This is a genomic window from Bradyrhizobium sp. USDA 4501 (assembly GCF_054062115.1).
Window position 1 is genome coordinate 6831329 of sequence record NZ_JBSSEX010000001.1, and the last position, 26221, is coordinate 6857549.

Below are 26221 nucleotides of genomic sequence, written 5' to 3' on the forward strand. Positions count from 1 at the left end.
ACAGCGCGCACCGATGCCGGCCTCAGGCCACGCCTGCCTGCTTCTCGCGCGGCATCCGCCATGCGATGACGTTGGCTTCCAGCGCGCCGCCGGTGTTGTCATTGCGCCACTGGCCGTTGACGAAGCGGCAGGCGAACGGCAGCTGATACGTTCCGCTATGATCCTCACAAAGTACTTCCACGCGCTGTTCCGGCGCCGGTTCGCCATTGCCATCGAATTGCGCCATCCGTTTTTCGCGCGTTGCCATGCGATCTGTCTCCACTGCCCAAGGTCGAGCCAAAAGGGATCGAACCAAACAAGTTCCGAAGGCCCCCGTCCCCACGAGTAGTCCCGTAATGGGTGAAGCACACCGCTTGAATGCGGTTTCAGTGTGGTATGTCTGCCTCGCTTTCAGCGTCGCGAGCACAAAACTGTGAATGACGCATTTGCCTGGAGACGCCGATGACCGCTCGTTTTGTTCTCGCCTTGCTGGCACCGCTCGCACTCGGCGTCGCCGGAACCGCGCATGCGCAGGACGTTCCCGGCATCGAGATCTGCACCGTCGAGAAAACCATGGAGCGGCGCACGAGCTGTCTGCAGAGCAATGTCGATTTCCTGCAGAAGACGATCAACAAGCTCACATCGGATCATCAACAGAAGCTCGATGCCGCCAACCGGCAGATCGTGAGCTTGCAGAGTTCGGTCGCGAACTTGCAGAAGCTCGTCACCGATCTGCAAACAGCGCAGGTCAAGCTGACCGAGGACCTGAAGAAGAAAGCCGACGCGCCGCCGGCGAAGGACGCCGCGCCCGCCGCGAAGGACGGGACGAAGTAGGAAATCGTCATTGCGCGCCACCCGGTCGGCGCGAAGCGCCGCCGGATGACAGGCTCCGCGAAGCAATCCATCCCACCGCGCGTGCGGAACGATGGATTGATTCGTCGCTTCAGCGCAAAATTGCTTTGCAATTTTGTCGCGAGCTCCTCGCAATGACGATGGAACGAGCCGGGCTCCTCACGCCACCCGATACTGCTCCATCACGTCGCGATCCGGCTCGTAGCCGAGGCCGGGGCCCTGCGGCACGGCGACATGGCCGTTGGCGTCGACGTCGATGCGATCGCCCCACAGGCAGGCCGGACGCTTCATGAAGAACACCTCGATCAGCCCCGCGTCGCGGATCGCCATCAGATGCAGCGTGGCGAGGAAGCCCGGCCCGAAATAGGGCGAGTGCGGAATCACCTGGACGCCGAACTCGTCGGCGAGGACGGCCACCCTCAGAAATTCGGTGATGCCGCCGACCTTGATCACGGAGGGCTGCGCGTGACTGACCGCGCCCGCGGTCATCATCTGGCGGAATTGATGCACGGTGCAGGCGTTCTCGCCGGCCGCGATATCGAGCCGGCCTTCTCTGCGCACCTCGGCGAGCGTCGCAAAATCCTCCGGCGGCCAGACCGGCTCCTCCAGGAACAGCGGCGCGGCCTGCTTGCAGTCGCGCGCGAACTGGATCGCCGCGGGTCCGTCCAGCGGGCAGTTCATGTCGACCATCAGCGGCACGTCGGGGCCGATCGCCTCGCGCGCGGCGGCGACCGCGGGCACGGTGGTCTCGTGCAGCTTGATCGCGGAATAGCCCAGCTTGATCGCCTTCTTGCATTCGGCGGCGATGTGCGCCGGATTGCCGATTCGCATCAGGCTCGCATAGGCCGGGATCGTGCTCCGCTTCGCGCCGCCGATCAGTTGATGCAGCGGCACGCCCTTCACCTTGCCGGCGAGATCCCACAGCGCGATGTCGAGCGCCGAGATCGCAAACATCGTGATGCCGTAGCGGCCGAAGAGATGGAGGTTGCGCTGGATCTGCTCCATCGCGGCGGGGATGCTGGCGGCGTCGGGCACCTCGAGGCCGCGGGCCTGCGGCGCGATCATCTCGGCCACCGCCGTGCAGCTCGTCTTCGGGCAGACATAGGCGAAGGCATCGCCCCAGCCGGTGAGGCCGGCATCGGTCGAAACCTCGACCAGCACCATGTCGAGCGCCGAGATCGCGGAAGCTCCCTGGCGGAAGCTCGCGGGCCCGGCGTCGTAGGGAATGCGGATATGGTGGGCGCGGACGTCGGTGATTTTCATTGTTGTTGTCCTTCCGATCGCAGGATGTGCCTGGAATTCGTGGTGGCCGGACACTTGAGCCTGAAGAACGGCGTCGCTTCGGCTGGTCTGGGTTCCGGCCATCGCAAATCTTGCTCGTAACGAGTCTTGCTTGCCACAAGTCTTGCTCGTGAATCATGTCGAAGACGTGGATGCCCGGCGCATGGCCGGGCATCACGAACCGCAAAGTTGTGGAAGAAAGCCCTCAACTGCTCTTTTCGCCGCTCATGATGGGGCCGAACCGCTCCCAGCTCTCGCCTTTGAAGCGCATCATCTGCAGCTGCTCGATCGGCGCATAGTCGTCCGGCCCGGTCTTGATCTTGGTGCCGGGCAGATAGATGCCGATCTCGAAGTTGAGGCTGGCCGCCTGCTTCATCAGGTTCTCGCGGGTGAGATTGTCGCCGCATTGCCGCAGCACCTGCTCGAGCCCCTTGGCGACACCATAGCCGAATACGGTGGCGGCGTCGTCGAGGTCGCCTTCGGGATACCACTTGGTCATGAAGGCGCGCCACTCGGTCATCGCCGGATCGTTCTTCCACTCGGTATCCTTGGGGTCCTTGAGATACGCCGTGGACAGCACGCCCTGGCTCGCTTCATAGCCGGCCGGCTTCATCACGCCGCCGATCGAGCCGGAGACGTTGGTCAGGAACTGCACCGGATGCCAGTCGAGCTCGGCGACTTTCTTGATCGCCTGCGCCGCGAATTTCGGCGTTGCAATGTTGACGAAGATGTCAGGGTTGGCGCCCTTGATCTGCACGATCTGCGAATCCACCGTCGGTGACGAAGTCTCGTAGGAGGATTCGACGACGATCAGCTTCTTGGCCTGGTCGCCGAGCCCGTCGTGCAGGCCGATCAGATAGTCCTTGCCGAAATCGTCGTTCTGATAGAGCACGCCGATGGTCTTGCCCGGATAGTTCTGCAGAATGTACTTGGCATAGATGCGCGCTTCGACCTGGTAGCTCGGCTGCCAGCCCATGGTCCACGGGAAGTTCTTCGGATCATTCCACTTGGCCGCGCCGGTGGACACGAACAACTGCGGCACCTTCTTGGCGTTCATGTATTTCTGGATCGCGGTATTGCCCGGCGTGCCCAGCGGATTGAAGATCAGGAGCACCTCGTCGCTCTCGACCAGCTTGCGGGCCTGCTCGACCATCTTCGGCGGCGAGTAGGCGTCATCGTAGGAGATGAAGTTGACCTTGCGGCCGTTGATGCCGCCTTCGCTGTTGAGCTTGTTGAAATAGGCGGCTTCGGTCTTTCCGATCGTGGCGTAGGCGGACGCCGGACCGGAATAGGGCATGATGTTGCCGACCTTGATCTCGGTGTCGGTCGCGCCCGGATCGTATTTCTTCTGCGCGTTGGCGGCGCTGGCGACGGCGATCGTCAAAAGCCCCGCAAGCGCCGCTGATTTGACGCAGTTGGCATAGCTCAAGCGTTGGTGGTGCATCATTGTCCTCCCTGACATGCTGGCCGCGGCTCTTGCAGTCTTGATTATCGGGCAGCTTGATGAGCCGTCGGATCGATGCGTCGGCGAGTATGCACGATTGCAACGTTGTTGCCAGCGACGGCTTTGCGGGTAAATTTCCGTGGAGCGGAACCGCGGTTTCGCCGTCGGGCAGCAAGGACTGTCAAATGCCGCGCGCGGCAGCCGTGCATGATGCCCGAGCTTTGCAGGAAAGCCGTCATCCATGAATCCAGCCCAGAAGGCGCTCTGGTATATCGAAAGCCATCTCGGCGCGCCGCTGACGCTCGACGAGATTGCCGCCGTAGCCGGCGTCTCGCGCTTCCATCTGGTGCGGGCGTTCGCGGAAGCAACCGGGTTCTCGGTGATGCGTTATGTGCGGGCCCGGCGGCTCAGCGAAGCCGCGCGCGAGCTCGCGGCCGGTGCGCCCGATATTCTCAGCCTCGCGCTGGATGCGGATTACGGCTCCCACGAAGCATTCACCCGCGCGTTTCGCGACCATTTCGGCGTCACGCCCGAGACGGTGCGCGCGACAACGTGCCTGACGACGCTCAATCTCCAGGAGCCGATCACCATGATCTCGACAGCTCTCGACCACATCGATCCGCCGCGCATTGCCACCGCAAAGGCGTTCCTCGTCGCCGGCATCGGCGAGCGTTACAACCACGGCAATGGCAGCGATGCCGGCATTCCGAACCAGTGGCAGGGCTTCCACCAGCAATGCGCGCATATCCCCCGCCAGGTCGGCAATGTCGCCTATGGCGTCTGCTGCAACGGCGATGATGCCGGCAATTTCGATTACATCGCCGGCGTCGAGGTTGCCGATTTCTCCGACCTGCCGCGCGAGTTCGCGCGCGTTCGCATTCCCGAGCAGAAATACGTCGTGTTCACCCACGCCGACCACATCTCGACCATCCGCCGCACCGTCAACACGATCTGGAATCGCTGGCTGCCGCAATCCGGCATGAAGGTCGCGGACGCGCCGAACTTCGAGCGCTACGACGAGAAGTTCGACGCGAGTACCGGCAATGGCGGGCTGGAGATCTGGGTGCCGGTGAAGGAGTAGCGGGTGCCGGTGCAGCAAACCCTGGTGTCGCCCCCGCGAAAGCAGGGACCCATGACCACCGATGCTTGTTATTTGCGTGACGCTGGAATGACGAGACCCGCCTACAACTCTCGCCGCGGAGTATGGGTCCCTGCTTTCGCAGGGACGACACCGTCTTGTTGTTCGCGAGTGCCTAGATCAATGAGAGCGCGCTAGGCAGAACGCGACGACCTCTTCCAGCGCCGTCTTCATCGGCGAGGGCGGGAACAGCGCCAGCGCGTCGACCGCCATCGCGCCGTAGTGCTGGGCGCGGCTGATCGTGTCTTCGAGGGCGCGGTGCTTTGTCATCAGTCCGATCGCGTGATCGAGGTCGGCCGATCCGATCTCGCCGCGCTCCAGCGCGCGGATCCAGAACTTGCGTTCGGTGTCATTGCCGCGGCGGAAGGCGAGCACCACCGGGAGCGTGATCTTGCCCTCGCGGAAATCGTCGCCGACATTCTTGCCGAGTTTTGCGGATTTGCCGCCATAGTCGAGCACGTCGTCGACGAGCTGGAAGGCGATGCCGAGATTCATGCCGACCGAACGGCAGGCGGTCTGCTCGGCCTTCGGACGGTTGGCGATCACGGGGCCGACCTCGCAGGCGGCGGCGAACAGCTCCGCGGTCTTGCCGCGGATCACGGCGAGATATTCGTCCTCGGTGGTCGCGGTGTTCTTGGCGGCGGCAAGCTGCATCACCTCGCCCTCGGCGATGGTGGCGGCGGCGGCGGAGAGGATGTCGAGTGCGCGGAGCGAGCCGACCTCGACCATCATCCGGAACGCCTGGCCGAGCAGGAAGTCGCCGACCAGCACGCTGGCCTCGTTGCCCCACAGCATCCGCGCGGACAATTTGCCGCGGCGCAGCTCGCTCTCGTCGACCACGTCGTCATGCAGCAGGGTCGCGGTGTGCATGAACTCGACCGCGGCGGCGAGCTTGATATGGCCGTCGCCGGAATAGTCGGCGAGCTGGGCCATTGCCAGCGTCAGCATCGGGCGCAACCGCTTGCCCCCGGAGGAGATCAGGTGATTGGCGACCTCGGGGATCATGGTGACCTCGGAGCCGGTCCGCGAAAGGATCGTCGCGTTGACGCGCTCCATGTCGGCGGCGAGAAGTCCCACCAGCCCGTCGATCGAAGCATTGGACGGGCTTTCGAAGGGTACAATAACCGCCACGCTGGTCTCCAATTTTGCCGAATACGCACTATGCTCAGCTATAACAATAGAAACTGAACGGTGCAGCGGCAAGGCCATCAAGTTATTGACATGTGGCGCAAGTGCCGCACTGCCGGGGCGACAGGAGAGCGTATTTTGCGGGAATTGGTACGGACCAATGACATGGTGCTGGTCTCCGCCATCGGCGCGCTGCTCGACAGCGCTAACATCCATCATCTGGTGCTGGACCAGAACATGAGCATCATCGAGGGCTCGCTCGGCGTCTTGCCGCGGCGGATCCTTGTGCATGAGGACGACAACCACGAGGCCCGCCAGCTCCTGACCGATGCCGGCCTCGGCCACGAATTGCGGGCCGATGACTAGAGCGTTTTCGAGCGAAATGGGCCCCGGTTCGCGTGAAGAAAACGCGTCAAAAAGCGAGTCTCCGGCCGCCGGGATCACCGAAGACGGATTTCTCGGTGGCCAATTGCGCCTGCGGCAACCCCGCAGCGGCCACCGCGCCGGCCATGACGCGATCCTGCTCGCCGCGGCGACGCCGGCTCGATCAGGCGACCGCGTCGTCGATCTCGGCTCCGGCGTCGGCGCGGCCGGGCTGGCCGTGGCGCGGCGGGTGAGGGGGATCAATCCCGTTCTGGTCGAAATCGACCCGGCCCTGGCCGAGCTTGCGCGGAATAATGCCGCCACCAACGCGATCATGGCGGAGGTGATCGTGCTTGATGTCGAAGCCGGCGCCGCAGCCTTCGATGATGCCGGCCTCGGGCCGGATAGCGCCGACGTCGTGCTGATGAACCCGCCGTTCAACGATCCGTCGCGGCACCGCGCCTCGCCGGACGGTGTGCGCGAGCGCGCCCATGTCGCGAGCGCGACCACGCTGGCCGGTTGGGTTCACGCGGCGCGGCGGATTCTCAAGTCGAACGGGCAGCTTGCGCTGATCTGGCGGGCCGACGGCATTGCCGAGGTGCTGGCTGCGCTGGACCGTGGTTTTGGCAGCCTCGAGATCCTGCCGGTTCACGGTGACGGGACGTCGCCGGCGATCCGAATCCTGGTGCGGGCGACCAAGGGCGGCCGGGCGCCGACGCGGCTCCATGCCGCACTGCTGCTCAATGAAGAGTCAGGCGTGCCCAATAAATGGGTGCAGGAGGTGTTGGCTGGGAAGGGGGAATTGCCGCTGGCGCGGCGCTAAAACGATCATGCTCGAACAAGAAGCCAAGGCGCGATGGCATTGCGCTTTAGCGGGCAGGCATGCTGCCCACGTCGTCAGAGGCACTAAATCACTGCGAAGCCGTTTCCGACTGGCGGTCCGGCGTGGACGTGAAGTGGATCGCCGCCAGGAGTGTACCGATCAGCAAAATCAGCAGATAGATTTTCATGAGTCCCTCTCCGCCCGCGCATTGCAGCCCCAATGACAAAATGCAAAACGCGTTCCACGGATTCCAATGACAGTGGCGTGATAAAAAGTGGTTAATTCGAGGTAACGGCATGAGTGAACAAATAAGTGATCACGCTGGACGTTCGGGACTGCTCGAACGCGTGCAGGCAGTGTTGCCGGCGCGCTTCAGGCGCGGCGCGGCCGTCGTGCCGGTGGTGCGGCTGGCAGGCGTGATCGGTGCGGTGACGCCGTTGCGGCCCGGCATGACACTCTCCGGCGTCGCCAAGATGCTGGAGCGCGCCTTTGGCACGCGGAATGCCAAGGCGGTGGCGCTGGTGATCAATTCGCCGGGCGGCTCGCCGGTGCAGTCGCGGCAGATCTATCTGCGCATCCGGCAACTCGCCGCCGAGAAGAAGCTGCCGGTGCTGGTGTTCGTCGAGGACGTCGCGGCCTCCGGCGGCTACATGATCGCCTGCGCGGGCGACGAGATCTATTGCGACCCGTCCTCGATCCTCGGCTCGATCGGCGTGGTCGGCGGCAGCTTTGGCCTGGAGGGGCTGATCAAGAAGATCGGGGTCGAGCGCCGGCTGTATACGGCGGGCAGCCACAAGGCGATGCTCGATCCGTTCCTTCCCGAGAACCCCGACGACGTCGCCCGGCTGAAGGCGATCCAGCGCGAGATCCATGCGATCTTCATTACGCTGGTGAAGCAGAGCCGCGGCAGCCGCCTCAAGGGCGCCGACGACGTGCTGTTCACCGGTGAATACTGGGCCGGCGATACCGCGATCGGTCTCGGGCTCGCCGACGGCATCGGCGACATCCGCTCCACGCTGCGGGCCCGCTATGGCGACAAGGTGCTGACCCCGGTGATTGCGCCGGCCAGCGGCTTGCTGTCCGGCCTGCTCGGCCGGCGGGCGCCGGGGGCGGGATCGCTGGCGGCGCTGGATGGACTGGCCGCGCTGCCGGACGAGGTGATCTCGGCGCTGGAAACCCGGGCGATTTGGGCCAGATTCGGGCTGTGAACACAGGGATGTGAGCGCGCCATTTAGCCCCAAAACCGCGATTGCGGCGCAGGCCGCCTTGCGCGAGAATGCCTGTCATTGGGGGCCTGACAGACGTGAACGACAAGGATCGACCGATGCCGCCGCTGATTGCATTCGCAGGCGTCTTGGGAAGCCTGGCCGTGGTCCGCTGGGCGTACAAGACGGCCGTCCGGATCAACCAGGAACTCGAAGAGGCGCGATTGTCCCGCGTGGCCGAGGCCACCCGCGCGGGCGAAATCAAAACCCTGCGCCGCGACCCTGTGACCGGGGCCTATCGCCCGGGCTAGGGCTTGGATTTGCCTCGCCCCGCGCTTGCGGGGAGAGGGCCGGGGTGAGGGGCTGTTTCCGCAGATTCGAAAGACCTAAGTTCGCGGAGAGTCCCCTCACCCGAAATGCGCGCTGCGCGCGAATTTCGACCTCTCCCCGCAGGCGGGGCGAGGTGCAGAAACATCCCCCATCGCCTTGATTCCATTGGCTGCCGCCGATACGGTCCCGCGCGCCTCACACCCCCTCGCGAGATCGATTCCAACGATGGACGCCCTGCCTGACCACATGCGCCCGGAACGTTCGTTCCAGGGCTTCATCCTGGCCCTCCAGCGGTTCTGGGCCGAGCAGGGGTGCGTCATCCTGCAGCCCTACGACATGGAAATGGGCGCCGGCACCTTCCATCCCGCGACCACGCTGCGCGCGCTGGGGCCCAAGCCCTGGAACGCGGCCTATGTGCAGCCCTCGCGCCGGCCCAAGGACGGCCGCTACGGCGAAAATCCCAACCGCCTGCAGCACTACTACCAGTTCCAGGTGATCATGAAGCCGTCGCCGCCGAACCTTCAGGACCTGTACCTGAAGTCGCTGGCCGCGATCGGGATCGACGCCGCCGTCCACGACATCCGCTTCGTCGAGGACGACTGGGAAAGCCCGACCCTCGGCGCCTGGGGCCTCGGCTGGGAGTGCTGGTGCGACGGCATGGAAGTGTCGCAGTTCACCTACTTCCAGCAGGTCGCCGGCGTCGAATGCGCGCCAGTCGCGGGCGAGCTTACCTACGGACTCGAGCGGCTCGCGATGTATGTGCAGGGCGTCGACCGCGTCTACGACCTCAACTTCAACGGCCGCGAGGGCGCCGAGAAGGTGACCTATGGCGACGTCTTCCTGCAGGCCGAGCAGGAATACTCACGACACAATTTCGAGCACGCCGACACCGCGATGCTGTTCGAGCAGTTCAGGATGGCCGAGGAGGCCTGCCGCAAATATCTCGCCGCCGGCTGGCGTGAGGGTGGGAATCAAAAGGAACATCTGATGGCCTTGCCGGCCTACGACCAGTGCATCAAGGCGAGCCACGTGTTCAACCTGCTCGACGCCCGCGGGGTCATCTCGGTGACGGAGCGGCAGAGCTACATCGCCCGCGTGCGCGACCTGGCGAAGGCCTGCGGCGAGGCATGGATCCACACTGAAACGGGCAGGGCGGTCTGATGCCCGATCTTCTCCTCGAACTGTTCTCCGAAGAAATTCCCGCGCGCATGCAGGCGAAAGCGGCCGACGATCTGCGCCGCATGGTGACCGACAAGCTGGTCGCCGAAGGCCTGGTGTATGAGGGCGCCAAGGCATTCGCGACCCCGCGCCGTCTTGCGCTCACCGTGCACGGCATTCCCGCGCGCCAGCCCGATTTGAAGACCGAACGTCGCGGCCCGAAGATCGGCGCCCCTGATGCGGCGGTGCAGGGCTTTCTGAAAGCGACCGGTCTCACGTCGCTGGATGAAGCAAAGGTCCAGAAAGATGCGAAGGGCGACTTCTACATTGCGCTGATCGAAAAGCCCGGCCGTGCCGCGATCGACGTGATCGCGGAAATGCTGCCGGTGATTATCCGGACCTTCCCCTGGCCGAAATCGATGCGCTGGGGCGCGCGCTCGGCGAAATCAGGCTCGCTCACCTGGGTGCGCCCGCTGCACGCCATCACCGCGACCTTCGGTCTGGAGACCGAGGAGCCCGACATTGTCAAGTTCTCCGTCGACGGCATCGAGGCCGGGCAGACCACCTATGGCCATCGCTTCATGGCGCCGGGTGCGATCTCCGTGCGCCGCTTCGAGGATTACGAGGCCAAGCTGAAGGCCGCGAAGGTGATCCTCGATCCGCAGGCGCGCAAGGACATCATCCTCGAGGACGCCAAGGAACTGGCGTTCGCGCAGGGCCTCGAACTGGTCGAGGATCAGGTACTGGTCGACGAGGTTTCGGGCCTCGTCGAATGGCCGGTCGTGATGATGGGATCGTTCGAGGAGCAATACCTGTCGATCCCCGACGAAGTGATCCGCGCCACCATCCGCAACAACCAGAAGTGCTTCGTGGTCAGGGATCCCAAGACGGGCAAGCTGACCAACAAGTTCGTGCTGACCGCCAATATCGAGGCGCCCGACGGCGGCAAGACCATCGTCGCCGGCAATGAGCGCGTGATCCGTCCGCGGCTGTCCGACGCAAAATTCTTCTACGAGACCGATCTGAAGACCAAGCTGGAAGACCGGCTGCCGAAGTTCGAGCAGATCGTGTTCCACGAGAAGCTCGGCACCCAGGCGGAGCGCATCAAGCGGATCGAGCGGCTCGCCGCCGAGATCGCGCCGCTGGTCGGCGCCGACGTCGCGAAGACCAGGCGCGCCGCGCGCCTCGCGAAGGCCGATTTGCTGACCGAAGTGGTCGGCGAATTCCCGGAGTTGCAGGGCCTGATGGGCAAGTACTACGCGCTGGCGCAGGGCGAGGATGCGTCCGTCGCCGCCGCGAGCGAGGACCACTGGAAGCCGCAGGGGCCGACCGATCGCGTGCCGACCGATCTGGTCAGCGTCGCGGTCGCGCTGGCGGACAAGCTGGACACGCTCGCCGGATTCTGGGCGATCGATGAGAAGCCGACGGGTTCGAAGGACCCGTTCGCGCTGCGCCGGGCAGCGCTCGGCGCGATCAGGCTGATCGTCGAGAATACGCTGCGCCTGCCGATCCTGAAGACGGCCAAATCCGCGTTGCTCGGATTGTCGCTCAAGGCCGATGCCGAAACGCTGCCGAACGATCTGCTAGCCTTCTTTGCCGACCGTCTGAAGGTCCAGCTCCGCGATCAGGGCGCGCGTCACGATCTCGTCGATGCCGTGTTCTCGCTTGGTGGCCAGGACGATCTGCTGCTCGTCGTCCGGCGCGTCGAGGCGCTCGGCAAATTCCTCGACAGCGACGACGGCAAAAACCTGCTCGCTGGCACGAAACGCGCCAGCAACATTCTCGCGATCGAGGAGAAGAGGGACAAGCGGACCTTCGACGGCGCGCCTGACGCCGCGCTCTACACGCTCGACGAAGAGAAGACGCTGGCCAAGGCGATCGACCAGGTGAAGGCCGAGGCCTCCGCCGCCGTCGCCAAGGAAGACTTCGCCGGCGCGATGAGCGCGATGGCCAAGCTGCGTCCGGCGGTCGATGCGTTCTTCGACAAGGTCAAGGTCAACGACGACGATCCGAAGGTGCGCGAAAACCGCCTCAAGCTGCTCAACGAGATCCGCGCTGCGACGCGCGCGGTTGCGGACTTCTCCAGGATCGAGGGCTGATCGATGGACCGCGCAACGCTCGCCGCTTACGACAAGGATGCGGCGGCGTTTGCGCAGGACTGGCACGAACAGCCGGCCCCGGTCGATCTGCACGACATCGTCACGCGGTTCTTCATCCGGGGCGGCGCGACCGCCGATATCGGCTGCGGCAGCGGCCGCGAGGTGGCTTGGCTCAATGCCAACGGCTTTCCGGCCGAAGGCTTCGACGCCTCCGGGGGCCTGCTCGCGGAAGCCTGCGCCCGCTATCCGGCGCTGCGCTTTGCCCGCGCCGAGCTGCCGGACCTGTCCGGCACCGCCTCCGGCAGCTTCGACAATGTGCTCTGCGAGACCGTGATCATGCATCTCGATCACGCGCTGATCGCGCCGTCGGTCCGTCGCATGTTCGATATCGTGAAGCCCGGCGGCATCTTCTATCTGAGCTGGCGCGTGACCAGAGGTGACGATGCGCGCGATGCGCATGGCCGGCTTTACGCGGCGTTCGATACCGCGCTGGTGCGGGCCGAGCTGGCGGCGGCCGAGTTGCTGCTCGACGCGGAGGTCGTCAGCGCATCGTCCGGCAAGGTCATTCACCGGCTGGTCGCCAGCAAGGGCGCGCGATGATGGCGCGGCTCGCGACATGCGCCTGCGGACAGCTCCGCGTCACCTGCCAGGGCGAGCCCACCACAGTAGCGCTGTGTCATTGCCTGGAGTGTCAGAAGCGAACCGGCAGCACCTATGGCGTCGCGGCGTTCTTTCCGCGCGCTGACGTCGAGCCGCAGGGCGAGGCGCGCGAATACAGCCGCATCGGCGGCAGTGGATCTGCCGTGGTGTTTCATTTCTGCCCGAATTGCGGATCGTCGGTCTATTGGGAGCCCGGTCGCGCCGGACCTGATCGGCGTTGCGGTCGGCGCCTTCGCGGACCCCGATTTTCCCGCACCGTCGCAATCGGTCTTCACGCAGCGCCGCCACGCCTGGGTCGTCGACAAATAGACCACCGCCGCAGCGATTTGCGTCGCGCTGGAAATATTTCGACACAATTTGCAATTTGTTAACCATGCCCTGCGAAGGTCCTGACAAAGCAACGATTTCTTAAGACATCGCCCCTCGCGCCAATGCAGGGACCGCCCGATGACCTCGATCGGCACCACGCCCAATCCCTACGCCCAATATGGTTCGGCCTATGCGCGGGCAGCAGCGACGCCGTCACTGGCGGCGACCTTGTCGGGCGACGGCACCGCCGGCGATCTGTCGGCGTCCTCGACGGCCAACGCGGCAACCAACCTCACGCTGTCGGACGCCGCCCGCGCGCAGCTCGCCAAGGCGCCGCTGCCGGATTTTGCCACCGTCACCAGCGATGCGCGGATCACGCTCGACCGGCTCTACACGGTCGCCGGCGTCAAGACGCCGATCGTCGACGGCAAGACCACCATCGATCTCTCGACGCTGGACCGTCGCTCGCTGTTTGCGATCTCGACCAACAATGGCGGCAAGTTCACCCCCGACGAGCAGACTGTTGCGGCCACCGAGCTGAAGCAGCGCTTCGACAAGGCGTTGGAGCCGTCGCTGGCGACCACGCGCCTGACCGGCGACTACAGCATCAGCTACAAGACCGCGCTCGATTATCTCGATGGTGCGAGCGATGAGGAGAAGGCCACCGCAACCTGGGCCAGCCAGCGCGCCGCGGTGCTGAAGGGCTATCAGGCGACGCAGCAGGATCCGAACACGGCACCATCGGGAATTTCCGGCGATCCGATCGCGGCCTCGCTGGCGGGGACGGCGCCTCCCACAAAGAGCACCACGCGCGACTTCAGCAGCATTGCCAGCGACGTGCGCGCCTTCCTCGATCGGCAGAAGAGCGAGGCGGCGAAAAGCGGCAAGGAGCTGGTCTACGATCCCCGCCGCAAGACCGGACAGCTCGCCGACCTTTCCTCGCTCGACAACCGCTCGCTCTCGGCGATCTCGCTGAACCAGGACAAGAAGTTCTCCACCGAGGAGATCTTCGCGGCCAAGCAGGAACTCAATACGCGGACGCGTCTCGCCGTGCTCGACGCGCTGAAGCAGAGCCAGACCGCCGGCGATCCGCGCCAGTTCAGCCTCGGCATCCTCAAGCAATATTCCTCGATGAGCGCGGAGGAGCGCCAGGCTGCCAACTGGACGCAGGATTTCCAGGACGCCGCGATCAAGAGCTACAAGTCGACCTCGACGCTACTCTCGATCCTCAAGTCGTAACCCGGCACGGCATCAGAACGGAAGAGCCCCGCCCGGAGGGGAGGCCGGACGGGGCTTTCTGGTCCGGTCGATCCTCGCGCACATCCGCTTGCGCGGCGCCCGGACTGTCGTTCAGGCGATCGTGCTGACGTTGATCTAGTCGACCACCTGAACGATCCGTCGCGAACGCGGCTCGACCAGAACGGTCTCGCCGTTCACGACGGTGTAACGATAGGGCGTCGCGCCGAACCGCTGCGGCACGTCGTAATAGGTCACGCCGGCGTCAGGCAGCACGGTGCCGACCACGACGCGATCCGGAACCGTGTAGTTCGGTACACGCTCGCGCACGATGTATTCGCGGAATGCCGGACGCTGTTCGACCGCGATGCCTCCGTCATCATCGACGGCGACAGCCGGACCACCGCGGACGATGCCAACGGTCTGGGCCTGTGCGGCAACAGCCGGCACCGTGATCGCGGCAGCAACCGCTGCAACGGCAAGTAATCTGTTTCGCATGGCTCGCTCCATTCTTTTTCGGTGCGCGCCAGCCTTCGCCGATGCGCACGGCGAGCCAATGCATCGGCTGCGGTGATGTTCCGGAAAGCCGCCGCCATATACGCGGCAATTTGGAGCAATTTTCGTGAGTTGCGGGAACTCGTCGGCGGGACGGGCGTCTTGATGTGGGAACTTCCCTCAGCGGATAAACTGCCGCTCGATTCGCTCCTCCAAAAACCCCCGGAGAAAACTTCAATGACCATCACCGCTGGGCATCTGCCTGCTATCGTGGCTCTGATCGCAGGCGTCCTAATCCTGATCATGCCGCGGCTCCTCAACTACATCGTCGCGATCTATCTGATCTTCGTCGGGCTCGTGGGGATGGGTCTGCTGCGCTGGTTGCACCTCTAGCGGGAAAGCGGGGTTTCGCGGCTTGCGCGGAACCCCTCAAAATGGTGTAAGGCGCGCATCTTCGACCCCTCCTTCCGGATTGTTGTCTGACATGGCCAAAGCCGTCGCGAAGTCCAAGAAAACTGCTGCGAAAACTGCCGAGAAAACAGCAGCGAAATCAAAGCCCTCCGCCGCAGCCCGCAAGGCCGCCCCGGCGCGCAAGGCGCTGAAGAAGAGCGCCCCGAAGGCGGCGCCGAAAGCCGCTCCCAAATCGGCTGCAAAGCCGGCCGCAAAGCCCGCTGGCAAGGCGCCGGCGAAGGCCGTTGCGAAGAAGGCGGCCCCGGCTGCGATCAAGGCCGGCAAGTGGGTCTATACGTTCGGCGACGGCAAGGCCGAGGGCCAGGCGACCTTGCGCAATCTGCTCGGCGGCAAGGGCGCCAACCTCGCGGAAATGGCCAATCTCGGCCTGCCGGTGCCTCCCGGCTTCACCATTCCGACCTCGGTCTGCACCTATTTCTACGAGCACGACAAGACGTATCCGAAGGAATTGAAAGCACAGGTTGAGAAGGCGCTCGACTATGTCGGCAAGCTGACCGGCAAGACGTTCGGCGACGCCAAGAACCCGCTGCTGGTCTCGGTCCGCTCGGGCGCGCGCGCCTCGATGCCGGGCATGATGGACACCGTGCTCAACCTCGGCCTCAACGACCGCACCGTCGAGGCGCTCGCCGAACTCTCCGGCGACCGTCGCTTCGCCTATGACAGCTATCGCCGCTTCATCACGATGTATTCGGACGTCGTGCTCGGCTTCGAGCATCATCACTTCGAGGACATCCTCGACACCTTCAAGGACGGCCAGGGCTATTCGCTCGATACCGACCTCACCGGCGACGACTGGGTCGAACTGGTCGGCAAGTACAAGGAGGCGGTCGCCAAGGAGACCGGCCATGACTTCCCGCAGGATCCGCACGATCAGCTGTGGGGCGCCATCGGCGCGGTGTTCTCATCCTGGATGAACGCGCGCGCGGTGACCTATCGCAAGCTGCACGACATTCCGGAATCCTGGGGCACCGCCGTCAACGTGCAGGCGATGGTGTTCGGCAACATGGGCGAGACCTCGGCCACCGGCGTCGCGTTCACCCGCAATCCCTCGACCGGCGAGAGCAAGCTTTACGGCGAGTTCCTCATCAACGCGCAGGGCGAGGACGTTGTCGCCGGCATCCGCACGCCGCAGGACATCACCGAGGAGGCGCGCCAGGAATCCGGCTCGGACAAGCTGTCGATGGAAGCCGCGATGCCGGTCGCGTTCAAGGAGCTGACGCGGATCTACACGCTGCTCGAGAAGCATTACCGCGACATGCAGGACATGGAGTTCACGGTCGAGCAGGGCAAGCTGTGGATGCTGCAGACCCGCGGCGGCAAGCGCACCGCGAAGGCGGCGCTGCGCATCGCGGTCGAGCTCGCCAATGAAGGCCTGATCTCGCGCAAGGACGCGGTGACGCGGATCGATCCGGCCTCGCTCGACCAGCTGCTGCACCCGACCATCGATCCGGCCGCCAAGCGCGACGTGATCGCGACCGGCCTGCCGGCGTCGCCTGGTGCTGCCTCGGGCGAGATCGTGTTCTCGTCGGACGAAGCGGCCAAGCTGCAGGCCGACGGACGCAAGGTCATCCTGGTCCGCATCGAGACCAGCCCGGAAGACATCCACGGCATGCACGCCGCGGAAGGCATCCTTACCACCCGCGGCGGCATGACCTCGCACGCGGCGGTGGTTGCGCGCGGCATGGGCAAGCCCTGCGTCTCCGGCTGCGGCACCATCCGCGTCGATTACGGCCGCGGCACCATGAGCGTGGGCTCGCGCACCTTCAAGACCGGCGACGTCATCACCATCGATGGCTCGGTCGGCCAGGTGCTGGCCGGCCGCATGCCGATGATCGAGCCGGAACTGTCCGGCGAGTTCGGCACGCTGATGGGCTGGGCCGACGAGGTCCGCAAGCTCGGCGTTCGCGTCAACGGCGACACGCCCGATGACGCGCGCACCGCGGTGAAGTTCGGCGCCGAAGGCATCGGCCTCTGCCGCACCGAGCACATGTTCTTCGAGGAGACCCGCATCCGCACCGTGCGCGAGATGATCCTCTCCGAGGACGAGCAGTCGCGCCGCGCCGCGCTGTCGAAGCTGTTGCCGATGCAGCGCGCCGACTTCGTCGAGCTGTTCGAGATCATGCAGGGCCTGCCCGTCACGATCCGCTTGCTCGATCCGCCGCTGCACGAGTTCCTGCCGCACACCCAGGCCGAGATCGAGGAAGTGGCGCGCGCCATGAACACCGATCCGCGCAAGCTCGCCGACCGCGCCCGCGAACTCTCCGAGTTCAACCCGATGCTCGGTTTCCGCGGCTGCCGTCTTGCGATCGCCTACCCGGAGATCGCCGAGATGCAGGCGCGTGCGATCTTCGAGGCTGCCGTCGAAGCCGGCAAGCGCACCGGCAAGCCGGTCGGTCTCGAGGTGATGGTGCCGCTGATCGCGACCAAGGCCGAGTTCGATCTGGTCAAGGCGCGGATCGATGCGACAGCCAACGCGGTGATGAAGGAAACCGGCGTCAAGCTGAGCTACCAGGTCGGCACCATGATCGAGCTGCCGCGCGCCTGCCTGATGGCGGGCGAGGTGGCCGAGACCGCGGAGTTCTTCTCCTTCGGCACCAACGACCTGACGCAGACCACCTACGGCATCAGCCGCGACGACGCCGCGAGCTTCCTCGGCACCTATGTCGCCAAGGGCATCCTCGAGATCGATCCGTTCATCTCGGTCGATCGCGACGGCGTCGGCGAGCTCGTCAGGATCGGCGTCACCCGCGGCCGCAAGACGCGTCCGAACCTCAAGGTCGGCATCTGCGGCGAGCACGGCGGCGATCCCGCGTCGGTCGCGTTCTGCCACGAGGTCGGGCTCGATTACGTCTCGTGCTCGCCCTATCGCGTGCCGATCGCGCGTCTCGCCGCGGCGCAGGCCGCGCTCGGCAAGGAGATCGCCAGCCAGGCGTGAGCGATCTTACAGTTCAGAGAGTGCGATGGCCGGGACCAAGTCCCGGCCATTTTTGTTTGTTGAGGCAGCCTGAAAATATAGCGTCATTGCGAGCCGACGGGTCGCGCGAACGCGCGCCCGATGACAGGCTCCGCGAAGCAATCCATGTTTCCACTTGCCGAGCCATGGATCGCTTCAGCCTTCGCCAAGGCTTCGGCGGACAAGTCGTCGCTGTCGCTCCTCGCAATGACGGCGGGTGGCTACCGTGCCTGCAACACTTTGTTCACCATCTCCGTTGACTTGTTGTTTACGACTTTCATGCGCCGCGCGTTTACCAAGGCGCGCAATGCAACGTGCGAAACATGCGCGATCGCTTGAGTGTAGCGCGCGAGCAACGCCGATTAACTCCGCGGCAACCTAAACGGTTTAGCAACGAGAAAGGTCGAATTGCGCGGATGTACCGCGTTCGATTGCACTCAGTAAGCGTTGCGTGAGCGTACGATGTTTGTGTCGCGTAACCAGCCGAAGGGCGCACGTCTTGCGCTCTTCGGTCTCGGTCTTGGCATCTTCGCACTGATGCCGACCGAGATCGGATATCAGGATATTGCCTCGCTCCTGGCCCGGCAGCCCGGCGTCGCCGAGCGCTGGCAGAAGCGCGTCTTCGCCTCCGCCGTCGGCTCCATCCAGGTCGCGACCTACAGCTTCGGCCGTCCGATCGGCACGTCCGCGCCGCAAGCCCCGCAAATCCTGCTCGCAAGACTGGACAGTTCGAACCTCGACATCACCGGAACGGTGACGCGCAATCCGATCACGGCCCCGCCGCCGCGCTATCAGGCATCCGATTTTCCCAAGGTCGATCGCACCATGAAGGGCGATCGCCTCGTCGTCCGGCGGCCCGATCAGGTCGAACCGGCGGAGCCTGCAAATACGGCGCCGGCGAACGAAGATCCGGCGACATCGAATTCGTCGGTCAAGGGCATGAAGACCGCGACCGCGCCGGCCGATGGCGCGCCGCTCGATCCTGAATTGCAGGAGGCGCTGCGCGCGCCGCCCTTGCCGCAATATGCCAAGCCGTCGCCGCAGCAGAACGACGTGTCGCTCTCGCTCGAGGCCAGCCCGCTCGACGATCTGAAGCCCGCGCCCGCGAAGCCCGCCGATGCGGCGCGCGAGCGCGACCCGTTCGCATTCCAGACCGCCAGTCTGTTCTTCGGCTCGTCGCTCGGCACGCCGGAGAACCTCGAGCGCTGGCAGCCCGGCGAGGCGCCGGTTGTCGTGATGCCGGCAGCAACGCCCGATCCCGACATGAAGGTGATGGCGTCACTGCCGGTCGATGCCGACGGTCCGGTCAAGGCCGGCGAGATGGGCGAGAGCATCGCGCCGAAGGGCGAGGTCAATGCCGACGACCAGCACACCAAGACGCCGGCGGAGCGGCTCGGCCTGTTCGACGAGAAGTCGCGCGCCAAGTCGGAGAAGTGCCTCGCCGAGGCGGTCTATTTCGAAGCCCGCGGCGAAGCGGTGCGCGGCCAGATCGCGGTCGCCCAGGTGGTGCTGAACCGCGCCTTCTCCGGCAAATATCCGGAGACGGTGTGCGGCGTGGTCTACCAGAACAAGAATCGCCATTACGCCTGTCAGTTCACCTTCGCCTGCGACAACGTCGCCGACGTCGTCCGCGAGCCCGACATGTGGGATCGCGCCAGGAAGATCGCGAAGGCGATGCTCGACGGCGAATTGTGGCTGCCGGAAGTCGACCGCTCGACCCACTACCACGCCTACTGGGTGCGGCCGTCCTGGGTCAGCGAGATGAAGAAGATGTACAAGTTCGGCGTCCACACCTTCTATCGCCCGCGCGCCTGGGGCGACGGCAGCGACGCGCCGAGCTGGGGCAACCCGGCCGAGACCGCCAAGATCTCGGCGCAGCTCGCCGAGGCCGCCCAGAGCTCGGCCGAGCAGGCCAGCGCCCGGCGATAGGGCCTTCTGCCTCCCGTTCCGCGGCCGGCGTGCCCGGAATGACGGTCATCATCCTCTCCGATTCTGCAGAGCAGCCCTGCAGGCGAATATTTTTCTCCGGCCCCTCTTGGGGTTTTCATGCACCTGCATTAACTCCCCGTAACGTTCGGCGGGGCGGCTCCCCGCGCAGCAGTTGCGGGGGAAGACAAGATGGCCGTTACCACCGGGGATCTTCGACCGACGTCGGGCACGTGGCGCACGCCACTTGTCATCATCGTCTGTGGCTGCGCGATTGCGCTGCTGAGCTTCGGGCCGCGCTCCAGCCTCGGCTTCTTCGTGCAGCCGATGAGCCATGAATTCACCTGGGGCCGCGACGTGTTCGGCCTCGCGCTGGCGCTGCAGAACCTGTTGTGGGGGCTCGGCCAGCCGATCGCCGGCGCGATTGCCGACCGCTTCGGGCTGCTGCGTGTGATGGTCGTCGGCGCACTGCTTTACGCCGCGGGCCTGCTCCTGATGCGTTACTCGGCGATGCCGCTCTCGCTCAACCTTGGCGCCGGCGTCTTGATCGGCTTCGGCCTGTCGGGCTCATCGTTCAACCTGGTGCTGTCGGCGTTCAGCAAGCTGCTGCCGCCCGCGCAGCGCGGCATCGCGCTCGGCGCCGGCACCGCCGCGGGCTCGTTCGGCCAATTCCTGTTCGCTCCGTTCGGCGTCGCGATGATCGACAATTTCGGCTGGCAGACCGCGCTCCTCGTATTCGGCGCGCTGATGCTGCTGATCCTGCCGCTGTCGCTGGCACTCTCGACACCGCCGGCGGAGACGAATGACGCCGCGCCGGCCGATCAGCAGTCGTTCAAGACCGCGCTGGCGGAGGCGTTCGGCCATCGCTCCTACGTGCTGCTGGTGCTCGGCTTCTTCACCTGCGGCTTCCAGCTCGCCTTCATCACCGTGCATCTGCCGGCCTATCTCGCTGACCGCGGCATTCCGGCATCGACCGGCGGCTGGGTGATCGCGGCGATCGGCCTGTTCAACATCGTGGGCTCGCTCAGCGTCGGCTGGCTGCAGAACGTCTTCCCGAAGCGCTACATCCTGTCGGTGATCTACTTCACCCGCGCGCTGTCGATCGTCGCCTTCATCTCGTTCCCGATCACGGCCTTCTCGGCGATTGCGTTCGGCGCGATCTCCGGCCTGACCTGGCTCTCCACGGTGCCGCCGACCTCGGCGCTGGTGGCGCTGATGTTCGGCACGCGCTGGTTTGCGACGCTGTACGGCTTCGCCTTCGTCAGCCATCAGGTCGGCGGCTTCCTCGGCGTCTGGCTCGGCGGCATCGTGTTCGAGCAGTACGGTTCCTACACTCCGATCTGGTGGCTGTCGGTGCTGTTTGGCGTGCTGTCCGCGCTGATCAACCTGCCGATCGTCGAAAAGCCCGTCGCCCGCCCGGTTGCGCAGCCTGCCTGATGGGGTAAACCATTTCCCCGAAACCAAGATTACGGGGAGTGCACATCGTGGCAACGTTCAAGGCAATCAGGATCGACAAGGCGGACAAGGGTACCACCGCCGCACTCACCCAATTCGACGAAGCCGAGCTGATGGACGGCGACGTCACCGTCCGCGTCGAGTGGTCGACACTGAACTACAAGGACGGCCTCGCACTGACTGGCAAGGCACCGGTGGTGCGCCGGTTCCCGATGATCGCCGGCATCGATTTCGCCGGCACGGTCGAGCAATCCAGCCATCCGGACTGGAAGGCGGGCGACAAGGTCGTCTGCAACGGCTGGGGCATGGGCGAGACCCATCTCGGCGCCTATGCCGAAAAGGCCCGGGTCAAGGGCGACTGGCTGGTGCGGCTGCCCGACGGCATCTCGGCCCGCGATGCGATGGCGGTCGGTACCGCCGGCTATACGGCGATGCTCTCGGTGCTGGCGCTGGAGAAACACGGTCTCACCCCGAAGAGCGGCCCTGTGGTGGTCACGGGTGCCGCCGGCGGCGTCGGCTCGGTGGCGGTCGCCGTGCTCTCGAAGCTTGGCTACCACGCCATCGCGTCGACCGGGCGGATGTCGGAGACCGACTATCTCAAGGGTCTCGGCGCCACCGAGGTGATCGACCGCGCCGAACTGTCAGGTGCGCCCAAGGCGCTGGCGAAGGAGTGCTGGGCCGGCGGCGTCGACAGCGTCGGGTCGACCACGCTCGCCAACCTGCTGTCGATGACGAAGTATGGCGGAGCCATCGCGGCCTGCGGTCTGGCGGCCGGTATGGATCTGCCGTCGTCGGTCGCGCCCTTCATTTTGCGGGGCGTGTGCCTTCTCGGTATCGATTCGGTGATGTGTCCGATCGAGCTGCGGAGGACCGCCTGGCGCCGCCTTGCCAGCGATCTGGATAAGGCAAAACTGGCTGATATCACTCACGAAATCGCCCTGGACGAAGTCATGGGCTTTGGCGCGAAAATCCTCGGTGGCCAGGTCCGCGGTCGCATCGTGGTAAAAATAGTCTGAGGACGTTCAGACTTTACCAACCAAGCTGCTCCAATGTTGCCACTGTTGGTATGGTAAGCAGCGGGTAAAGAGACTTGCAGCATGATCCCGGGGGGCCGGGTTTCCTCGCGCAGACGTCGAAAAGCGTTGGTGCGGGGGTCATGCGCAACAAGGAGCGAGTGCCCGCGCTCGTAAGTGGAGTAGCTCATGCTTGCGCGTTTGGTGTTGGGGGCCGTCACGGCCGGAGCAATGGTCGTGCCGGCATTCGCGGGCATGATGAACGCCGATGAGGCCCGCAGGTTCGTCGCCGGCAAGGTGTTCGCGTTCACCTGTTTCGATGGCACCCGCGGCGCCGGTCGCATCCTCGACGATCTGGGTGCGGCAGGCTCGGTCCAGTTCTCCGGCTCGGGGCCGATCCGTCACCTGCGCCTGCCCGGCAACACGCTGCAGATCCGCGGTCAGAGCGTTTGCGCGTCGCTGAAGGGCATTCCGTTCGAACCGTGCTTTAATCTCGACAAGCAGGACGACCGCTCGTTCCGCGGCTCGGTCTCCGGCATGGGCTTTGCCTATTGCGATTTCCATCACCAGGGCGGCCAGCAGATGCTGATGGCGCGCGCGGCGGCGCGTCCGCGCTCGCTGCATCCGCGCACCCGATCCGCGGACGCCTCGCAGACCGAAGTGTCGCGCGTTGAGACGCCGCAGGTCGGAAGCGCGAAGCTCGAGCCGGTCAAGGCCGAGCCCGCCAAGGTCGAGAGCGCGCCGGAATTGCGCCGCTCCACCGACTAACCTTTCATCTGCGCGCTAGCGGGAATAGCGCCGCCAAGCCGTAGTCATACGGATGGCGGTCGCCACGCCTTGCTCGCTACTCAATACCTGGCGTTCGCCGTGAGGCGGGACATTGGGGACTCTGATTTTGAGTAGTCATATGGCGCAATATTTTTTTCGAATTAGTGATGGCGATTACGCTGGTGCATCCGACCACGCGACGGAGTTTGAAAGCCGCGACGTGGCCTGGGCCGAGATGACCAAGGTCTGCGGAAATTTCCTCGGCAGCATTTCGCGCAATCTGAAGCAGAACAGCGAATGGCACATGGAGCTGCTCGACGAGGGCAGAAAACCCGTGTTCAGGATTCGACTGGTCGCCGAGTCCGTCGACTGAAGCTGTCTTTCAGGACGGCAAGTCCTAACCCTCAGCCTGCGCGAGCGGCTGAGCGGTTCGCCTGCGAAACAGGATCCGCTGATACAGCCAGCCGATCGCGACCAGCACGATGCCGAGGCACATGAACGACAGCGCCCGGTAGACACCCGTGAGCGTCGACATGTCGATCAGGAACGCCTTCAGGATCGTCAGCCCGATCACCGCAGCAGACGCGAGCCGCGCCCGCTGCGAGTTGACGACGATGCCGATGCCGAGCAGCGCGACGCCGAACATCAGCCAGGCGATCGAATAGGTGTATTGCTCCGCGCCCGTGGTCTCGCCGCGCGTCAGCACGGGTCCGTGGTAGAGCCTGCGGATCTCGAACGTGACGTAAGCGAGCGCAAGGACCAGCGCGCCGGCGGCGATCGTGTTGGCATAGCCGGCAGGACGATGGCCCGCCACCGCATAGGACAGCAGCAGCGCCAGCACCGCCGGCAGCGCGTAGCCGAGCAGCAGCAGGTTGACGAAGCTGCCGCCGACGCTTTGCGGCCACAACATCGGATTCTCCAGCGCCAGCAGCCCGAACAGGCTGGCGAGCCCGGCGAACGCGGTCAGCAGGATCGCGCCGATATTGTGCACGATGCTGCCGCTGCGCAGGCGCAGCCGCTCCAGTCCGATCGCCATCGCAAGCGTCGCGCCGACCTGCAGCGCGACCTCGGTCAGCCCGGCGCTGGCATAATAGACATCGCCGCTGTTGACCGCGTGGCGGATCTCCATGAAGGCAAGCAGCACCGTGAACAGGATCGCGGCGGATTCGACGATGCGCAGCGGGACGTCGTCGCCGTTGCGACGCAGGAAATGGCTTGCCGCCCAGAATGACAGCGCCGGCACGCCATAGCCCCACAGCAGCCAGTTGAAGATCGGCGTGGTGCCGACGGCGTCGCCCGCGATCCGCGGCTCATAGCCGATGCGCAGCACGACGACGCCGGCCAGGATCGCGGCAAACCAGCGCAGGAACGGAATCGGCCGCTGCACCGACAGCCACGCCGTGCCCATCGACACCAGCGCGAGCGCGATGGTGAGCCAGCCCTTGTCGAGCGCGAAGGTCAGCGCCAGCGCCAGCGAGGCGAGGGCGCCGGTGGCGGACAACGCAATCGAAGGCGACAGCTCCGGCCGCTCGTCGCGTCGGGTCAGCGCCTCGGTCGCGGCTGCGTAGGCCGCCGCCAGCAGCACGGCGAGGACCGCGAACGGGATCGAGCGGTCGAGATGCGCGATGCGTGCATAGAGCGCGACCAGCAGCGCGACCGGCGTGAACACCGCCGCCGCGGCCCAGGTCACCGTGACCTTCGTGGTGGCAAAACGGAATTGCGCGAGGAAGCCGGCGATGCCGAAGGCGGCCGCGAACAGCGCGGCGGTGACGAGATGCAGCGAGACCGAGCCATCGGTCACGGACCGGCCGATGCCGGGGATCGCGCCGCCCGGCAGCACCAGCATGTCGACGTTGCGGCGGACGGCCCATTCGCCGAACACAATGAACACGAAGATCGACGCGGCGCCGATCGCACGGGTAGCAGCAGGCGCGCGCCAGGCGACAAGCAGGCTCGCGGCTGTCAGCAGCGCAAAGCCGATCATCGCGGTGTCGGCGTGGGCGCTGTTGAGCACGATCAGCATCGCGCCAAACAGATAGGCGGCGAGCGAGCTAGATGAAATCGGCTCGATCTCCTCGCCGTCGCCGTCGGGACCGAACATGAAGCCGCAGACCACGAGCAGCGCCGCCAGCACGAAGCCCGCGATGACATGGAAGACGTGCGGCGCGATCATCTCGGGCCCGCATTGCAGGCAAGGGAAGGTCCACAGCAGCGCGAAGGCGATCGTCGTGACCGCGAGCCAGCGCCACAGCCGGATCCGGGCGAGGCCGAACGCCGCCGCCGTGACGATGGCGAGGTAGACGTAGAGCGACCAGAAGTCGGGCTTGTCTGACGACACCAGGAGCGGCGTGACGAAGGCGCCGACGATGCCGAGCCCGGCCAGCGCGGGTCCGTGCAGCAGCGCGGCCGCCAGCGTGCCGAGCGCGACCATACCGAGCAGGATGAAGGCGCTCGCCGGGGCGAGGAAGTCATACAGCGCGTAGGCGGCGTAGACGGTAGCGAATGCCACCGCGGTGCCGGCGGCGGTGAGGATCGCCGGGATGTTGGCGATCGGCAGCGCCGCGATGTTGGAGATGCTTTCCTGGCGCCTGGTCCATTCACCGGCGCCGAGCAGCGCCAGCGCAAACAATCCGCCGAGCATCGTGCGGACGCCGGGGCCGAGCAAGCCGGCTTCGATCGAATAGCGCACCATGAAGAAGCCGCCGAGCGCGAGCGTCAGGCCGCCGATCCACACCACCCAGCGCGTGCCGAGCGTCTCCTCGAAGCCGGGTGCAGGCTGCGGCGGGGCTGTCGGCTCCGGCAGGGGCGGCGGTACGGCACCTGGCCCGTCCGCGGCTGGCTCGATCTGCGCGGCCGGTTCGCCGGGAGCCGCCTCCGGGAGCGGTGGCGGCGCGACGGAAGACGCCGTCGGCGGCGTCTGCTCGAACTCCTGCAGCGGGGCCAGCGGCGGCGGCACGGCTGTCTGCATGGCGGCGCCACCCGCGGCCTCGATCGCATCCAGGCGGCGCTGCAGCAGGTCGATCCGGCCCAGCGCCTTGCGCGCGAAAATGATCGCGACGATGGCGAGGACGAGCGTCAGGAAGTCGAACGGCGAATCGAACATTGGGCCTCCGGCGGGACGCGCCGGACTTGGCC

General features: G+C 65.4%; 25 protein-coding genes. 19 read left to right on the forward strand and 6 right to left on the reverse strand.

Annotated elements, in window-relative coordinates; translation table 11 throughout:
* Positions 1-22: 22 nt before the first annotated feature.
* Positions 23-247: a hypothetical protein gene (locus ACVWZM_RS31405; RefSeq protein WP_057014915.1), complete on the reverse strand. Its 225-nt coding sequence runs from the start codon at positions 245-247 to the stop codon at positions 23-25.
* A gap of 194 nt (positions 248-441) precedes the next feature.
* Here ACVWZM_RS31405 and ACVWZM_RS31410 point away from each other — a divergent pair, with 194 nt between their 5' ends.
* Positions 442-813: a hypothetical protein gene (locus ACVWZM_RS31410; RefSeq protein ID WP_057014916.1), complete on the forward strand. Its 372-nt coding sequence runs from the start codon at positions 442-444 to the stop codon at positions 811-813.
* Positions 814-990: 177 nt separating this feature from the next.
* On the opposite strand, the gene ACVWZM_RS31415 is transcribed toward ACVWZM_RS31410, so the two are convergent.
* Both ACVWZM_RS31415 and ACVWZM_RS31420 read right to left on the reverse strand, forming a co-directional pair.
* Entirely contained in the window at positions 991-2094 is a 1104-nt protein-coding gene (locus ACVWZM_RS31415; protein ID WP_057014917.1) for a mandelate racemase/muconate lactonizing enzyme family protein, read from the reverse strand.
* A 223-nt stretch (positions 2095-2317) separates the two neighbouring features.
* The gene (locus tag ACVWZM_RS31420; RefSeq protein WP_057014918.1) at positions 2318-3559 is read right to left on the reverse strand and encodes an ABC transporter substrate-binding protein; all 1242 of its coding nucleotides are present in this window, start codon (positions 3557-3559) and stop codon (positions 2318-2320) included.
* 238 nt (positions 3560-3797) lie between these two features.
* On the opposite strand from ACVWZM_RS31420, the gene ACVWZM_RS31425 reads away from it, so the two are divergent.
* A complete protein-coding gene (locus ACVWZM_RS31425) occupies positions 3798-4637 on the forward strand; it encodes an AraC family transcriptional regulator (protein WP_456855524.1) in 840 nt (279 codons plus the stop codon).
* Positions 4638-4814: 177 nt separating this feature from the next.
* Here the strand turns inward: ACVWZM_RS31425 and ACVWZM_RS31430 are convergent, their stop codons facing one another.
* Positions 4815-5825, reverse strand: coding sequence for a polyprenyl synthetase family protein (locus ACVWZM_RS31430; RefSeq protein WP_057015096.1), 1011 nt, complete (start codon positions 5823-5825; stop codon positions 4815-4817).
* 135 nt (positions 5826-5960) lie between these two features.
* Here ACVWZM_RS31430 and ACVWZM_RS31435 point away from each other — a divergent pair, with 135 nt between their 5' ends.
* The 9 genes from ACVWZM_RS31435 (at position 5961) to ACVWZM_RS31475 (ending at position 14008) form a co-directional block, all read left to right on the forward strand.
* Positions 5961-6188 (forward strand): putative signal transducing protein, encoded by a 228-nt coding sequence (locus tag ACVWZM_RS31435; RefSeq protein ID WP_026193157.1) that lies wholly within the window; start codon positions 5961-5963, stop codon positions 6186-6188.
* 16 nt (positions 6189-6204) lie between these two features.
* Positions 6205-7008, forward strand: coding sequence for a tRNA1(Val) (adenine(37)-N6)-methyltransferase (locus ACVWZM_RS31440; RefSeq protein WP_316393864.1), 804 nt, complete (start codon positions 6205-6207; stop codon positions 7006-7008).
* A gap of 296 nt (positions 7009-7304) precedes the next feature.
* Complete coding sequence (locus tag ACVWZM_RS31445) at positions 7305-8216, forward strand: S49 family peptidase (RefSeq protein ID WP_168857488.1); 912 nt, start codon at positions 7305-7307, stop codon at positions 8214-8216.
* 116 nt (positions 8217-8332) lie between these two features.
* Complete coding sequence (locus ACVWZM_RS31450; protein ID WP_026193154.1) at positions 8333-8524, forward strand: hypothetical protein; 192 nt, start codon at positions 8333-8335, stop codon at positions 8522-8524.
* A gap of 244 nt (positions 8525-8768) precedes the next feature.
* Positions 8769-9704 (forward strand): glycine--tRNA ligase subunit alpha, encoded by a 936-nt coding sequence (locus ACVWZM_RS31455; RefSeq protein ID WP_057014922.1) that lies wholly within the window; start codon positions 8769-8771, stop codon positions 9702-9704.
* Positions 9704-11800, forward strand: a complete 2097-nt coding sequence (glyS, locus tag ACVWZM_RS31460) for a glycine--tRNA ligase subunit beta (RefSeq protein ID WP_456855525.1) — start codon at positions 9704-9706, stop codon at positions 11798-11800. The genes ACVWZM_RS31455 and glyS overlap by 1 nt, the downstream gene beginning before the upstream one ends.
* A gap of 3 nt (positions 11801-11803) precedes the next feature.
* Entirely contained in the window at positions 11804-12400 is a 597-nt protein-coding gene (locus ACVWZM_RS31465) for a class I SAM-dependent methyltransferase (RefSeq protein WP_253639035.1), read from the forward strand.
* A complete protein-coding gene (locus ACVWZM_RS31470) occupies positions 12400-12831 on the forward strand; it encodes a GFA family protein (RefSeq protein ID WP_307720374.1) in 432 nt (143 codons plus the stop codon). The genes ACVWZM_RS31465 and ACVWZM_RS31470 overlap by 1 nt, the downstream gene beginning before the upstream one ends.
* A 76-nt stretch (positions 12832-12907) precedes the next feature.
* Positions 12908-14008, forward strand: a complete 1101-nt coding sequence (locus ACVWZM_RS31475) for a hypothetical protein (RefSeq protein WP_456855526.1) — start codon at positions 12908-12910, stop codon at positions 14006-14008.
* Positions 14009-14143: 135 nt separating this feature from the next.
* Here the strand turns inward: ACVWZM_RS31475 and ACVWZM_RS31480 are convergent, their stop codons facing one another.
* Positions 14144-14503, reverse strand: coding sequence for a DUF1236 domain-containing protein (locus tag ACVWZM_RS31480; protein ID WP_076824009.1), 360 nt, complete (start codon positions 14501-14503; stop codon positions 14144-14146).
* A 234-nt stretch (positions 14504-14737) separates the two neighbouring features.
* On the opposite strand from ACVWZM_RS31480, the gene ACVWZM_RS31485 reads away from it, so the two are divergent.
* The 8 genes from ACVWZM_RS31485 to ACVWZM_RS31520 all read left to right on the forward strand — a co-directional run bounded on the left by ACVWZM_RS31485 (position 14738) and on the right by ACVWZM_RS31520 (position 23459).
* A complete protein-coding gene (locus ACVWZM_RS31485) occupies positions 14738-14893 on the forward strand; it encodes a DUF3096 domain-containing protein (protein ID WP_016844375.1) in 156 nt (51 codons plus the stop codon).
* 91 nt (positions 14894-14984) lie between these two features.
* Positions 14985-17906: a pyruvate, phosphate dikinase gene (gene ppdK, locus ACVWZM_RS31490; RefSeq protein ID WP_057014928.1), complete on the forward strand. Its 2922-nt coding sequence runs from the start codon at positions 14985-14987 to the stop codon at positions 17904-17906.
* 144 nt (positions 17907-18050) lie between these two features.
* Positions 18051-18263, forward strand: a complete 213-nt coding sequence (locus ACVWZM_RS31495) for a hypothetical protein (protein ID WP_168857493.1) — start codon at positions 18051-18053, stop codon at positions 18261-18263.
* Between the two features lie 123 nt (positions 18264-18386).
* The gene (locus tag ACVWZM_RS31500; protein ID WP_456855527.1) at positions 18387-19853 is read left to right on the forward strand and encodes a cell wall hydrolase; all 1467 of its coding nucleotides are present in this window, start codon (positions 18387-18389) and stop codon (positions 19851-19853) included.
* A 189-nt stretch (positions 19854-20042) separates the two neighbouring features.
* Complete coding sequence (locus tag ACVWZM_RS31505) at positions 20043-21287, forward strand: MFS transporter (protein WP_456855528.1); 1245 nt, start codon at positions 20043-20045, stop codon at positions 21285-21287.
* 47 nt (positions 21288-21334) lie between these two features.
* A complete protein-coding gene (acuI, locus tag ACVWZM_RS31510; RefSeq protein ID WP_456855529.1) occupies positions 21335-22321 on the forward strand; it encodes an acrylyl-CoA reductase (NADPH) in 987 nt (328 codons plus the stop codon).
* Positions 22322-22507: 186 nt separating this feature from the next.
* Positions 22508-23086, forward strand: a complete 579-nt coding sequence (locus ACVWZM_RS31515) for a hypothetical protein (protein ID WP_028332627.1) — start codon at positions 22508-22510, stop codon at positions 23084-23086.
* A gap of 139 nt (positions 23087-23225) precedes the next feature.
* Positions 23226-23459, forward strand: a complete 234-nt coding sequence (locus ACVWZM_RS31520) for a DUF6894 family protein (protein WP_016844381.1) — start codon at positions 23226-23228, stop codon at positions 23457-23459.
* 24 nt (positions 23460-23483) lie between these two features.
* Here ACVWZM_RS31520 and ACVWZM_RS31525 read toward each other — a convergent pair whose 3' ends face one another.
* The gene (locus tag ACVWZM_RS31525) at positions 23484-26189 is read right to left on the reverse strand and encodes a DUF2339 domain-containing protein (protein ID WP_456855530.1); all 2706 of its coding nucleotides are present in this window, start codon (positions 26187-26189) and stop codon (positions 23484-23486) included.
* Positions 26190-26221 lie beyond the last annotated feature (32 nt).